General features: G+C 68.4%; 8 protein-coding genes. 2 read left to right on the top strand and 6 right to left on the bottom strand.

The window, feature by feature from the left end:
- Positions 1-39: 39 nt before the first annotated feature.
- From C4U44_RS28535 to C4U44_RS28545, 3 genes are all read right to left on the bottom strand, one after another.
- The gene (locus C4U44_RS28535) at positions 40-3051 is read right to left on the bottom strand and encodes a hypothetical protein (protein WP_103888931.1); all 3012 of its coding nucleotides are present in this window, start codon (positions 3049-3051) and stop codon (positions 40-42) included.
- Positions 3052-3270: 219 nt separating this feature from the next.
- Positions 3271-3522 carry a hypothetical protein gene (locus C4U44_RS42770; protein ID WP_235032415.1) on the bottom strand — a complete coding sequence of 84 codons (252 nt, stop codon included), beginning with the start codon at positions 3520-3522 and terminating at the stop codon, positions 3271-3273.
- Between the two features lie 105 nt (positions 3523-3627).
- Positions 3628-4440 carry a FadR/GntR family transcriptional regulator gene (locus C4U44_RS28545; protein ID WP_235032416.1) on the bottom strand — a complete coding sequence of 271 codons (813 nt, stop codon included), beginning with the start codon at positions 4438-4440 and terminating at the stop codon, positions 3628-3630.
- A gap of 620 nt (positions 4441-5060) precedes the next feature.
- On the opposite strand from C4U44_RS28545, the gene C4U44_RS28550 reads away from it, so the two are divergent.
- A complete protein-coding gene (locus C4U44_RS28550; protein ID WP_103888932.1) occupies positions 5061-6767 on the top strand; it encodes a glycoside hydrolase family 130 protein in 1707 nt (568 codons plus the stop codon).
- A 200-nt stretch (positions 6768-6967) separates the two neighbouring features.
- Here the strand turns inward: C4U44_RS28550 and C4U44_RS28555 are convergent, their stop codons facing one another.
- From C4U44_RS28555 to C4U44_RS28565, 3 genes are all read right to left on the bottom strand, one after another.
- The gene (locus C4U44_RS28555) at positions 6968-9358 is read right to left on the bottom strand and encodes an ATP-binding SpoIIE family protein phosphatase (RefSeq protein ID WP_160145131.1); all 2391 of its coding nucleotides are present in this window, start codon (positions 9356-9358) and stop codon (positions 6968-6970) included.
- Positions 9359-9546: 188 nt separating this feature from the next.
- Positions 9547-11919 carry a carbohydrate-binding protein gene (locus C4U44_RS43295; RefSeq protein WP_103888934.1) on the bottom strand — a complete coding sequence of 791 codons (2373 nt, stop codon included), beginning with the start codon at positions 11917-11919 and terminating at the stop codon, positions 9547-9549.
- Between the two features lie 205 nt (positions 11920-12124).
- Positions 12125-12784, bottom strand: a complete 660-nt coding sequence (locus tag C4U44_RS28565) for a GntR family transcriptional regulator (RefSeq protein WP_103888935.1) — start codon at positions 12782-12784, stop codon at positions 12125-12127.
- Between the two features lie 300 nt (positions 12785-13084).
- On the opposite strand from C4U44_RS28565, the gene C4U44_RS28570 reads away from it, so the two are divergent.
- Positions 13085-14236 (top strand): ABC transporter substrate-binding protein, encoded by a 1152-nt coding sequence (locus C4U44_RS28570; RefSeq protein ID WP_103888936.1) that lies wholly within the window; start codon positions 13085-13087, stop codon positions 14234-14236.
- Positions 14237-14242: the final 6 nt, after the last annotated feature.

A 14242-nucleotide genomic window follows, 5' to 3' on the forward strand; every position in this document is an offset into this window, starting at 1 on the left:
GGACGGGAGTTCCTGTCCGGTCGTGCGGCGGGGTGAGGATCAGCCCAGGGAGAGGGCCCAGACGTGAAGGGCCGGGTTGCCTGCGGCGAGGGCGCCGACGGCGGGGAGGGTGACAGAGGCGAGGGTTTTGCCGGGGTCGACGGGGACGGTCGCGGAGAAGATGTCGGCGGAGTGCTGGTAGCTGGTGTTGCCCGGCCGGTTCTGGTAGGCCGAGTTGACTGCCACCGCGCCACCGGCCGGTGGATCGGTGGAGAACCAGTCGGGTGCGGTGAGGGTGTAGCTCTGGGTGGTGCCGTCGGTGTAGGCGAGGGTGCCGGTTCCGGTGGCCGAGCCGTAGTCGCCCGAGATGAGGAAACCGAGCGTGGACCCGGAACCGCTGAAGGTGATGATCTGGCCGTTGGCGACCGTGTTGTCAGGGCTGCCGGCCGCCACCTCGGGCATCGTGAAGTCGACGCCCGAGGAGGATACCTTTGCGCCCGGCGCCGCTCCGGCGTCGTCCAGGGCGGTCTGCGAGTAACTGGCCTGGCTGCCGTCGTAGTTGCCCACGTCGGTGTTGTCGTCGGCGGTGATCCCGACGTTGTCGAAGCTGGCGGCCAGGGAGGCCGCGCGGACCGGCGGGTCGATTCCGATCTGGACCGGCCCCAGGTGTTTGGCGGTGGTCGCGGCGGTACCGGTGACTCGGGCGAACGGATAGCCGGTGGTGGGTGCGGCGGTGTCCTCGATCAGGTAGGACGTGCCGGCCCTGACCGGCAGGGTGAAGGTGGTCGCCGTGGTGGGCCCCGTCACGAGGGCCCCGTTGGAGCCGTTGACGACCTTGACGGCGTGGCCGGACTTCCCGGCCCACGGGTTGCGGACGGTCATGGGGCCTGTCTTGCCGGCGACCAGTGCCGCGGTGGTGAGCGTGCCGTTCTGCACCTGCACGTCGACCTTGGAGCCGTTCTGCACGTACACCGTGCCGGAGACGTTCCAGTCCGACGGCCAGGCCGGCGCGAATCGCAGGGTGCCGTCGTAGTCGGTGGCCAGCGCCTCGTTCAGGGCGGTGCCGACCGTTGCCGACTGCTCCAGGTAGGGCTCGTCACCCGGGGCGCCACCGAACGCGCTCGACGTCCCGGCCATGTAGGCCTGGTACCGCTCGGTGATGCTGACCAGGTCCGTCCGGACCTGGTCGGCCAGACCGAGGCGGGCCGCGTCGACGGCGTCCATGCTCCAGTCGCCGCCGTTGTTGGGACGGCTGGTGTAAGTGCGGGTGGCCAGCGCGGTCAGTGAGGAGTCGTCACCGATCAGGCCGTAGGGCCAGACCGGCTCCAGGCCGATGTTCTCGCCGTTGTTCAGGGCGGCTGCGGGCTGGTAGGAGTCGGAGATGACATCGGTTCCGGCGGCGTCGTCCGCAGGGGTCAGCAGCTGGGTGTGCGTTGCCGCGTCGGTACGGGCGTAGGGCTCGATCTCGGCCTGTGCCTTCTTGAGCTCCGTGACCAGGCCGGCGTCCTTGTGCAGCAGCTCGGCTGCGGCGACGGTGGCCGGGAACAGCGCGGCGTCGGCGGCCAGGTCGGTGGTCGGGTCCGAGACGTTCCACTGGGTCTCGTGGGCGTTGGCGGTGGCGTGCAGGAAGCCGTCCGATCCCACGCTCTGGTAGGCCAGCAGGAAGGTGGCGGACTGCTTCATCAGCGGGTAGTACCTCTGCAGGAAGGGCAGGCTCTTGGTGTCCAGGTACTGCTGCCATGTCCACAGCGCGATCTCGGCGCCCGACGTGATCGTCTCGGCGTTGTAGTCGGGGGACGCGGCCAGGCTGCAGGAGGCGTTGCCCGTGCCGCCCGAGTACCAGCCGTTACCGTTGAAGCGCATCGTCTCCGGGACGCACGCGCCGGGCTTGCCGCCCATCTGGGCGCTGGTCCAGGACTCAATGGCGGGCAGGTCCTTGAGGTACATGTCGAAGGTCGGGATGTTCTCCGCGAAGTTCCCGGAGCTCATGTTCGTCGCGATCTCGGCGCGCAGGTTCCACAGCCAGAAGCCCGCCGGGTACCAGTCCTGGTGGTCCTGGTCGAAGTTGAACATGTCGGCCACACCCGCCTGGCTGCCTCCGTACTCGCCGCCCATGGAGGCGGCCTCGCTGTAGAGGTAGAGCGTCCGGAGGTTCTCCATGTACGCGCCGGAGCCGTCGGCGGAGGAGATCTCCATCAGGCCGGTGCTGTTCCAGAAGGAGTTCCAGTGCCCGGTCTGGGCCCTGAGCAGCGATGCCTTGGGGGTGGTGGCGTCGGAGCGGAGCAGATGTGACGCGGTGGTCGCGGCGTCACCGCCGGTCCAGTGGGGCGCGCCGACCACGACCCGGAACGAACCGTCCGGGTGGGGCTTGAAACGCACCTGTACCGAGGTGGGGTCGACCACCGAGGCGGCCACGTCCTTGCCGCCGGCGGTGATCGCGGCGAGCGAGCCGAAGGTCCTGCCGGAACTGCCCAGGGCGGTGTTGTCGACCCAGGTCTCCGCGAGCGTGCCGGTCCCGCCGGACGCCGCCGCAGTAGGCGTGCGTCCTGACCACAGATGGACCGTCGCGGTCTGCGCCGCGGCCGGGTCGGCGCCGGTCACGTCGACGACCAACTCGTCCTTGTTCGAGGCCACCCAGACCTTCGCGGTCATACCGCCGCCGGACTCCCGGAGCACCCCGTCGTAGATGTCCAGAGTCGCTGTGAAGTCCGGTGCCGAGGTCATCGCGGCCAGCCCGGGGATCTGGACCTGGCCGGGTGACTTGCGGTCGGGCATGGTGTCGCTGCGGTTGAGCTGGGCGGTGAATCCGCCGGCCGACCATGCGGCGACGCCGAGGGTACCGTTGCCGAGCGGCAGGTACTGGGTGTCGGCGGTGTTGGCGCGGCCGATCACCACGTCGGAACGGCCGACGATGCCGGCGACGTTCTCTGAGAACGCCCCGTTCCGCCAGGCGGTGCTGAGCGAGGCCGCGTGCGCGGTCGTCGTGGGGCCGACCGCGAGCGTCAGGGCTGCGGCCAGTCCTGCGGTGACCGTCGCGGCGACCGCACGCTGCAGCGTGGTCCTTGGGAACACTGAACTCTCCTAGGGTGGGAAGGAAGCAACACGGCGAGCGGTGAGAACGTCGGAGGCGAGCCGTCGCGAGGCAGCCCTCGGATCGCTTCCGTTCCGCGCGCGGTCGATGGGCGGAGCACGGTGACGTGGTGCCGTACAGGGGACTGACTGCTGAGCCACGGGCGGAGAACGCGCGGCAGGCGTTCTCACTCTTTCGTTGCGCCCCGCCTCATACCTTCGCTACGTCCGCGAAGCCGCCGCCGCGCCGCGGTGGATGATCGTCGCGGTGAGCAGGAGCGGTGACGTGCCGGGCTTCCAGCAGCGTCCTCGCGTGGTCACCGCGCATCCGACCCCTTTCGCCTCGTTGGCGATGGCCGTCTGCCAGGCGGGCAGGGTGGAGGTCAGCGACGTGCCGGCGGTCAGCGCGGGCAGCACCACACTGGACCAGGCGGTGGCGTCGCTGAACTTGGTGTTCGACCAGCCGGTCGACACCTCGTCGGCGGCGGTCCTGAAGGCACTGCTGACATCGGCGGCGAAGTACGCCTCGTTGGCCGGGTTCGCCAGCCACGCGTCTCCGGAGTGCCTGCGAGGTCCGCGCTACGAGGCGGACGACGCCTGCTGTTCCGACGGTTGCGGACCGGCAGGTGCCGGTTTGGTGCTGACGTTGAACACGCGGTCACGGATCCTGCGCTCGAACTGATGCTGCGTGGTGTCGATATGGGCGGTCATCAGCTCCGCCGCGGACTCGTCGTCGCCCATTGCGATGGCCTGGGTGATGGCGATGTGCTGGTCCGCCGCGACTTCGAGCGAGCCGGGCAGGTCCCCGTGGAACAGCAGGACGTCCGACTGCGACAACAGCCGACGGATGTTGGCCACGCTCGACCGCAGAAAGAGGTTGTGGGCGGCGTTGCCGACGCACTCGTGGAACAGGGCGTCGACCCGGGCGAACTCCTGGGCGTCGACCGTCTTTCCGGCAGCCAGCGTCAGTTCGGCGTTCTCCCTGATCGCCCGCACCTCGATGGGGGTGGCGAGGGTCGCGGCACGCCGCGCCGTCTCCGACTCGATCAGCCGCCGGTAGTCCAGCAGCATCAGCACATGCTCCATGCTGGTGGGCTGGAAGTGCGCCAACTGATCATTGGCCAACTCCCCCGGCGAGGCGGCGACAAAGATGCCGGCCCCCTTACGGACGCTGAGCCTGCCCATCGCTGCCAGGACCTTGACCGCCTCCCGGGTGACGTTGCGCGTCGCACCGAGGATCTCGGCCAGGCCCTGTTCGGTCGGCAAGCGGTCGCCCGGCATCAGGTTCTGCTCGACGATGTAGCCCAGCAGCTGCTCCGCGACCAGCTCGTAGCCCGGACGGTAACGCTCCGCCGCGTCGTCCGCCTCTCCCCTGCCTGCGCTTGCAGTCACGGCATCCCCTTGCGATCGGATGAACCAGATCTATTCGGGACGCCACTATGGCAGCAGCCGATCCGCAGGGGAAGACTCGTGCCGAACTCCCGTGATGGTGCGAGCAATAGGCGAGGCAAAACGGTACAGATATCCACATCTGCAGGGCTCGTTGTGCGGGATACATGTGGTGGTTCGGGTCAACCGAGCAGAGCCACGCGGGAGACGCATCGCGAGGAGGCGGCGCGGTGATGCGCCCCCGTACCGGGCAACCACCGGCCGCAGCGGCGTGCGGCGTGAGTGGCACCGGCTCCTCGCTGGACATCGCACCCAGATCATCGATCCAGCAGATCAGAGTCATTAGCATCTGAAGTCTTCAAGATCCGCCACGATAGATCTGTTCCATTATCTTGACAGAGGCCGACCGCGGTGGAACCTTCTGTGGTCAATGGCGTTCTGACAGCGATATTGGTCCGACTTCGAGCCGCCTTCGGATCTAAGAACGAGAGTCATCAGCAGGATGACCTCCCCCACAGATCCGTTCTTTCACCCTGACGGGCATTGATCATGGTGGAACGCTCCAGCATGCCCTGACAACGATGTCAGAACGACTCCGATCCCCCACTCAAAAGGAGCGTTGAATGCGCCGAACACCCGAAGACCCGAGCGCGAAGATCCCCAGGCAACGAAGAATCGACGCCCCACGCCGGACCGTCCTCAAGCTGCTGGTCCGGGCGCTGACCGTGGTCGGCCTGCTGGCGGCCTCCCTGCTCGCCGGCGGTGGCGCCGCGCACGCCGACTACACCGCCTCCAACCTTCCGGACTGGGCGATCGGCCCGTTCACCCGGCAGCCCCAGCCCGACCCGGCACCGGTGCTGAGCCCGACCGGCACCGGCTGGGAGTCGGCGCACGTCTTCAATCCTGGAGTGGTCTACCGCAAGGGCCGGTTCCAGATGCTCTACCGCGGCAACGGCGGCGGACCGGACCAGATCGGCCTCGCCACCAGCAAGGACGGGCTGAACTTCACCCGGAACGCCAACAACCCGGTGATCACCGACAATGTGCTGCCCTACGAGAGTGGCGGCGTCACCGACCCGCGGCTGTACGAACTCCACGGTACCTACTACAGCTTCGAGGCCGCCTACGACTGGTCCAACAGTCCCCCGCAGACCATCATGGAGACCACCTCCACCGATCTGGTGCACTGGACCAAAGCCGTGCCCATCGTGCAGACGAACTACGACCCGGCGGTCGTCACCGACAGCAATGACACCCCCGTGCTGATGCCCACCCCGTACGGTCCCAGGTACGTCATGTACTACGGCGACGGCGATCCGGCCAAGGGGCGCTTCATCGCCTACTCGACCGACATGAAGACCTGGACCCACAGGACCCCGATCAACATGAACTTCCCTGAGAACTACAACCCGTGGGAGATCTGCGTAACGGTCACGGACTACAAGACGGTCAAGGACGGCCCGGTCAACCACAACATCAACATGTTCGTGGCCGGCGGGCTGATGTCGAACGGCCGCTGGTACTACGCCATCAGCGAGGTCGAGTTCTCCGGGAAGAACCCCACCCAGCAGATCGGCCAACTGACCGACACGGCCCTGAGCCCGGCCACACCTTACGAGATCAGCGGGGGTACCCCGAACACCGAGTTCATGAACTCGATCCTGTTCCACAACGGCCAGTGGTACATGTACTACGGCGCTTCCGACAACGTGATCGCCCTGGCCACCTCACCGCTGCGGACCAGCAAGCAGGCGCCGTTCGGTTCCACCGGTTTCGAGACCGGCCAGCGGCTACCGGACTGGGTCGACAAGATCGACGACAACGGCGGTCAGAGCGGCGGGATCAGCAATGTCGTTCCCTATCCAGGATTCGGCCTGACCGGTCCGGAAACCGGCTTGAGACAGGAGACCACGCACACCGGGACCAACGCCCTGCTGTACTCCGGTGCGGCGACCGGCGCACCCACCGACTACGCCTACACCGAGATCTTCGACACGTCGGCCCATCCACCGAAGATCGACGCCAACACCACGCTGTCGTACTGGATCTATCCGCAATACACGGACAACAGCACGTGCATGGCGCTGGACATGGTCTTCCGCCACGGTAAGGCGCTGCGAGATCTCGGCGCCGTCGACCAGAACGGCAACAAACTGAACCCGGCCGGTCAATGCGGCCATCTCGTGCTGAATCAGTGGAACCTGGTCACGGCAAAGATCGGCGCGGTGGCCGCGGGCGAGACTCCGGAACGTATCGACCTCGGCTACGACCAGCCCGGCGGCGACGGCAGCTACCGCGGCTACCTCGACGACATCAGCATCAGCGGCTGATCCCGGTCGAGGGCTGACCCCAGCCACTCACTGATCCCGGCTGCAGCCTGTAGTGCGCATGGGCACCACCATGCGGACTGCAGGCTGCGTCAGCAGGACCACCGACGCCACGGGAATCCGGCGATCCGCGCCCGGTGGCAACCGCCGCGACTGCATCCGCACGGGGCGCGGTCCACGATGCGGCCCGGTGGATCGGCGCCTCAGGTCGCGGCTCCGGCCGGCGGCAGAAGCAGCTCCGCCCAGATCGTTTTCCCCGAACGCCCGTAGCGGCTGCCCCAGCGGCGCACCAACTGGGCGACGATGAACAGTCCGCGCCCGCCCTCGTCCGTGGACTGCGCACGGCGCATGCGCGGCTGGGTGTTGCTCGTGTCGGTGACCTCGCAGACGAGAACATCACCACGGATGAGCCGCAGGCCGATCGGGCCGCCCCCGTAGCGGACCGCGTTGGTGACGAGCTCGCTGATGACGATCTCCACGTAGAAGGCCAGATCGTCGGCGCCCCAGGCGGAGAGCTGACCGGCCGCCAGCCGCCGCGCCTCGGCGGGTGCCCGGTCGTCCGCCGGGAGTTCCCAGAAGGTCGTGTCCACGGGCGTTACCTCGCGGGTCCGGGCGAGCAGCAGTGCCGCGTCGTCCGTCGGACGGGCCGGCAGCAGCGCAGCGACGTCTCGGCCCAGTTCCCGCAGCGGGACATCCGGCCGCTGGGCCTCGCCCAGCCGCCGCAACAGAGCCCGCATGCCGTCCTCGATGTCGCGGCCCCCCTGCGTCACCAGCCCGTCGGTGTAGAAGGCAAGGACACTGCCCGGCTCCACGGTGAACTCCGCCGTCTCGAACGGCATGCCGCCCACCCCCAGCGGCGGACCGGGGTCCAGGTCCACGAAGCTCACCGATCCGTCGGGCCGGACCAGGGCGGGCGGCGGATGCCCGGCGCTGGCGAGGTTGCACAGACGGCTCACCGGGTCGTACACGGCGTACAGGCAGGTGGCACCCGCGGTGTCCTCCGGACCGCCGCCGGTCGTCGCCTCGCGCTCCGCGGACTGCCGCGAGACCAGGTCGTCGAGCCGCGCCAGGAGCTCCCCCGGGTCCAGGTCGAGGTCGGCGAAGCTCTGGACCGCCGTTCGCAGCCGGCCCATCGTCGCCGCGGCCCGCAGGCCGCGCCCCACCACGTCTCCGACGACGAACGCCGAACGGAACGACGACAGGGGCACGGTGTCGTACCAGTCCCCACCCACGCCGGTCTCCGCCGCCGCCGACACGTATGTCCCAGCGACCTCCGCCGCTGCCGTGCGATCCCGGGACGGTGGCAGGAGGCTGCGCTGCAATGTCAGCACCGCCCGGTGCTCCCGGGCGAACTGCCAGCCGTTGCTGATGTTCAGGGCCGCGCTGGGTGTCAACTCGGTGATCAGCGCCAGATCCTCCTCGTCGAACGGCGCCTCCGACTCCGCCCGGGACAGGCTCAGTACCCCCAGCAGGCCCTCGCCGCCGGCCAGCGGGGCGACGATCGCGGACCGCGCGTCCGGCGGGAAGACCGCCCGGAGGTGCCGTGCCCGCACCCCGACGTCGTGGTCCGGCAGCGGCAGGTCGTTCAGGAGAAACGCCTCTCCGCCCCGCAGACGCCGCATTCGCGGGGTGTCGGGCGCGCGGCCGATGGCCCGGCCACGGCGCCCGGGGTCCACCCCTGCCCTGCCGGGCGCCTGCGCTCCCGCCGCCTGACGCTGCCGCGTCGGCCACGGCTCGTCCGGACCGGGCATCTCGGCCCCCTCGAAGACCTCCTCCACGAGATCGACCGCCGCCCACGAGGCGAAGTCCGGCACCAGGACATCCACCAACGCTTCCGCGGTACGTGTCGCGTCCAGCGGCGCCGCAGCCGCCGTGACGGCCCGGTGCAGCAGGTCCATGCCCAGCCTCGATCGGTGCAACTCCGTGACGTCGCGGCAGACGCTGGCCACACCGATGGGCCGCCCGTCCTTGGCGGTCATCCGGAACGCGGAGAAGGAGAGCGCCGTACGACCGCCCGGCGCACCACTACGCCGCATGGAATGCTCCCAGCCGATCATCGCGGTGCCCGTCCGGGCGACCTCCCGCAGGCGCTCCTCCAGTGCCGCGGCATCACGCGGGTCGTAGATGTCCGGCAGCCTGCGGCCCGTGACATCCCCCAACGAGGCGGCTGCCCGGCGGATCGTCAACTCCATGTCGTAGACGATGAGCCCCGGCCTGCTCTCCTTCAGCAGCGCGCGGACCAGTGCTTCGTCGACGCGCAGGTTCTCCACCGCTGCGGCCCGATGGATCAGGACCAGCCACCGCCCGCCCTCGGCGAGCGGGGACCCGAGGTCGGTGATGCCCAGATACGCCTCGACCGGCCTGCCGGAGCCGTCGAGCAGCCGGACCTTCCCACCGCCGTCCGCCAGCAGGACCTGCCAATCACCGGCGTGGGCGAGCAGCGCGCCCACCCGGCTGCCCACGACCTCGCCGGCGGGTCTGCCCAGCAGGAGTTCGGCCTCACCGCTCCACGCCGTGAAGGTCCCGTCACTGTCCACGACGGCCGCCACGGCACCGTCCGGTGCCTGGTCGGGTCCGCCGTACAACGAGCCCATTGCGCCTCGCTTCGCCGCTAGGGGACGGTCCTCCGAAAGGAAAAGATCCCTCGAAGCCCATTTTATGGCCATTTCGGCGACGGTGGCCCGGCCACGCACGGTGGCGATCCCGCATTTTCCGCACGTGTTCGGGTAGCCGTCGTGCCGCCCGGGTCGGACCCGGGCGGCACGACGGCTGACATGCGAAACTACTGGGGCTTTTGACCCGCGTGGCTGAACGAGAAGTAGTCGATGTTGCCGAATCCGGGCTGTCCACCGGGGGCGACGAGGAAGACGCTGTGGTGTCCACTGGTGGGCGTGATCGATGTGGACTGGACGGAGAGGGTGTCGAAGCCGCCGGTGCCCGCGACGGAGAGCACACCGATCAGCGGTCCGGTGACGGAGTCGAGATGGATCTCGATGCCTTCATCGGCGTAGGAGTCGTCCACGCCGGCGAACGCGGTGAACAGGTTCGCGCGGGTGCCGAAGTCGACGTTGTCGTACCCGATCCAGTCTCCGCCGTCGAAGCTGCCGACGACGGTGCCCGTGCCCGCGGCGTGCGTGCTGACGCCGCTGCCGGAGGTGTACGACTCGGCTTCCACCTTCTGGCCGACCCGGCCGGCGCCTGCGACCCACTTGGGGGCTCCGTACTGGTAGGCGCCGAGGCTCGGCTGCGGGTCGGTGGAGCCGTCCGTCGCCGGTGACCAGACCACTCCCGCGTTGCGGGCCGGTGAGTCCGCCGTGAGCGTGAAGTCGTCCGCGGCCGGGTTCGTGAAGTGGGCGGCACTGACGGGAGTGAAGTTGTTCGAGTTCGTGATCCCCGGATCGGTGCCCGTGACACCGATGTTGTTGACGATGTCGGTGTCGGAGTACGTGCCGCCGAAGGTACTGGCGACGTTGGTGTCGGTGCCGGAGGTGTTGTTGTAGATCCGGTTGCCCGAGGTGCTCTGTCCATTGGGGTTGATCAGGACGGCGCCGTAGGTGGTGCGGTTCCAGGCGACGTTGTCGTACACGGTCGCGTTGTAGGTGCTGTTGTCGAGATAGACGCCGGGCGCCGGCGCGGTGTGGGCGAACGGGGACGGGTCGTGGAACTGGTTGTGGTGAATGACCGTGGTCGCCATGTTCACCGAGCAGCAGACGTAGACGGCGCCACCGTCGACGACCAGATTGTCGTAGTCGGACAGGTCGTTGTAGGCGATGGTGTGGCCCGGCGCGCTGGCTCCGGCCACCTTGTTGTCGATGTTGATGTCGCTGCGACCGGAACCCTCGATCGTGTTGTGAGTGATGCTCTGGTCCGCGCCCAGGACGTTGATGCCCGCCGCGTAACTGCCCAAAGTGTCCACATGCAGGATCGTCGTGTTCGTCACGGTGTTGCCGGAGTCGAACATGGCCACGCCGTTGCCGGTGCTGCCGTCGATCAGGCTGTTGCGGATCACGTTCCCGTGCCCCTTGAGCAGGATGCCCGACGTGGTCTCACCGGCGGTCAGGACAGCGCAACCATCGGGCGCGGTCACCATGTTCGGGTCGGGGTCCAGCTGCGCGTCGGCGGATATGTCATGTGCGACGAGCCCGTCGAGGACGTCGCCTGTCGAAGTCGAGGAGGTCCGGGCGGTCGCGCCGCGGATGCCCAGGCCGAGGACGGAGATGTGCGAGCGGCCGGTGAGGTCGATGGCGACGGCACGCTGCTTCGCCTCCACGGAACCGGCGGAGGGCTTCGAACCGTCGGGCGAGTACAGGTACAGCGTGTGGCTCGACGTCTGGTAGAACCACTCGCCGGGCCGCCCGAGGAGTTCGATCTTGCCCTTCAGGGAGTAGTCGGTGCTCTGGTTCGGGCTCAGCCCGACGCAGGTGGGCAGGCCGGCCGCGGTGATGCTCCCGACCTGTGAGTCGCTGACGGTGCCCGTTTCACTCACGAACCAGTTGTGCGCGGTGAGCTGCGCACCGGTCCAGAAGCCGGCGGGCTGCGTGAGGGCGGTATCGGAGAGGCTGTCGGTGGTACCGGACTGGGCGGAGGCCAGCTTGGGCACGCTGACGTCACCCCCGGGGTAGGGCCACTGGGCTTCGGTCTGCTGCGCACCGTCCAAGAACACCTGGTTGCCGGACAGGCCGGGGTTGATCGTGACGTGCGCCTGGTAGACCTGGCCGGTTCCGACCGCGGTCGCGAAATCGGAGCCGCCCAGGAAGGGATCACCACCTTCGAGGGAGGTCAGATCCCGGCTGGTCACGGCCTTCCATCCGTTCACCGGGTCGGCACCGTCGACGACCACCTGCGCGCCGGGGGCGGCCGCGTAGGTGATCGGCGCGGCGGCGGTCCCGCTCCGGGCGGGCGCGACCGTCTCGTGATAGGTGCCGGATTCGATCAGGCAGCGATCGCCCGCGGACATCACGGACGAGCACTGGTGGATCGTTTTGAAGGGCGAGTGCACAGTGCCCGCATGCACGTCCGAACCACTGGGAGCGACGTAGAAGGTACGCGGGCCCGCTGACGCCTGCGCGCTGGTGGCGAGGGCGCTGAAGCCGAGGGAAAGGAAGACCGCCGCGGCCGCGAGGACGGCGCTGCGGGGTCTTGATCGATTCGACATTGCGCTCCAATCGGTTATCGATTGTCGCGAAGCTAGTCTCCCCATCGATTCTCGTCAATCGTTGGAAGCAAGGCACCCGCCCCGCTGCGAGCTGCGCTGCCGCCGCCCGAGCGCAGGGCCGGACAGGCCCGGGCAGTCCCCTCCCCCGGACATGTCAGCGCCCCGCCGGCTACCGCCGGCGGGGCGCTGACGTGCTTCGATACGGTCAGAGATCCGAGAGGATCCCGTCATCTCCGCGCGCATGGGCGGCGAACTTGGTCGCCGCCAGGTCGGGATCCGCGGACTGCAGAGCGGACAGCAGGCGGGCGTGGCCCTCTGCCATGGCGGCCCAGTCGCCGGTGAACAGCGGATCGGAGACGACCCGCAAGGCGCGCAGGCTCGGCTCCATCACGGCCCACAGCTTGGGAAGAAAGGGGTTCCCGCTGACTTCGCAGACGGTGCGATGGAAGGTGATGTCGGCGTCCCGGAAGCCTCCGACGTCCCCCTGGACCGCCGCCTTGCGCATGGCCTCCACCTGGACACTCAGCGCCTCGAAGGCCGTACCCGAGGGCTGCGCGGCCACCGTGCGGGCGGCCAGTTCCTCGATCGCCACTCGCACGGCGCGGGCGTGGTGGGCGTCTTCCTGCGACACCACCGCCACGAAGCTGCCCCGGCGCGGGATGTGGTCCGCCAGGCCCTCGTGCACCAGGCGTCGTACTGCCTCACGCACCGGCGCCTGGCTGACTTCGAACTGGCGGGCGATCTCCGACTCGACCAGCCGGGCGCCGGGCTCGAGTACACCCTCGATGATCAGGCGTCGCACCCGCGCGTACACCTGGTCGGACAGCAGGACCTTGGTCAGTGGCTGTCCGATGGCGTCTGGCATGAACCCTCCTTGGTTGAGACCACCTGGCATCTTATCGATACTCGCCCCGATCTAGTGACGGGGCTCTTGACATCCAGGTTACGGGCATCATCATATGTTCTATCGATAGCCGAGAATCGAGTTGAGGTCACCGTGAGACGCACCGGATCCACCAGCACCACCGTGGGGGCACCCTCCGCCCGCCAGGGAGGTGTGCTTCACCGCACCCGCACAGCGAAGGTCTCCGTCGCGGCGGGGCTCGCCGTATCCCTGGTCGCCCTGGCCGGGTGCTCGTCCTCCTCGGCTTCAGGCAGTGGCGCCATGACAGGCAACATCCGCATCCTGGCCAACATCACCCCGGTACTGACCAAGACCTACTACAAGGGGCTGGTCGCTCCGTTCGTCAAGAGCCACCCGGGCGTCACGGTCACCATAGAATCGCCCTCCGGCACGAACGTCCAGTCAACGCTTCAGCAGGAACTCGTCTCGGGAGCGGCGCCGGACATCGTCGCGAGCACCCTCGACCCTGTGGTCGCTCCGCAGATGACGGACTTCCCGAACGCCTCATGGGTGACCTCGACGCCCCTCTCGGACTCCAACAAGGTGGATGGCAGGATCTGGCAGGTCGCCACCGGGCTGCAGAACCAGTCGCTCGTGTACTACAACGAGACCGCGTTCCAGAAGGCCGGCATCACCGCTCCGCCGACGTCACTGGACGAGTTCACGGCCGACCTCGGCAAACTGAAGGCGGCCGGATACGTCGCACTGCAGACGGCGGGCGAGTGGGTCACGGGCGCGCAGTTCTCGATGATGGCCAACCCTGGCCTGCTCGGCGGCGACCCCACCTGGTACGCCGAGCGCAACGACAAGAAGGTCACCTTCGCGCACAGCCCTTACGCCACCTATCTGAAGGCTTACGCGGGGTGGGTCGCCAGCGGCGCGATCCCCAAGAACTCGCTGGGCGAGAAGTACCAGGACTCGATCGACAACTTCCTCGCCGGCAGGTCGGGGATGTACATCATGGGCAACTGGCTGGACGCGAGCGTCGACTCTGCCAAGAACCTGCCGTTCAAGGTGGGTGTGTTCGCCACGCCGACAGCTGACGGATCCGCGCCCAAGCAGATGAGCGGCCAGGCCCAGCCCTACTCGATCCTCAAGTCCTCCAAGCACCAGGCCCTCGACCTCGCCCTGGTCAAGTACCTGGTGACCGACAAGGCCGCGGTCACGACGTCGCTCAAGTCGGAGGGCAACTTCCGGGCGGGGTACAGCTACTCGGGAAGCGACCTCGACGCGGCCGTCGGCAAGATCGTCGACACCGCGCCCGGAACGGTCACCGGTACCGCCGGGCCCGGAGTGAACGCCGGATTCGGCAACGAGCTGAACACGGTGGTGCAGTCGCTCTACACGGGCCAGTCCGCTGACAAGGCGGCCGCGAAGCTCGACTCCTGGTGGAACGCCAATGCCGGCCAGTAGTACGGC

It is taken from the genome of Actinacidiphila yanglinensis, assembly GCF_900107965.1.
Taxonomy (GTDB): Bacteria; Actinomycetota; Actinomycetes; order Streptomycetales; family Streptomycetaceae; genus Actinacidiphila; species Actinacidiphila yanglinensis.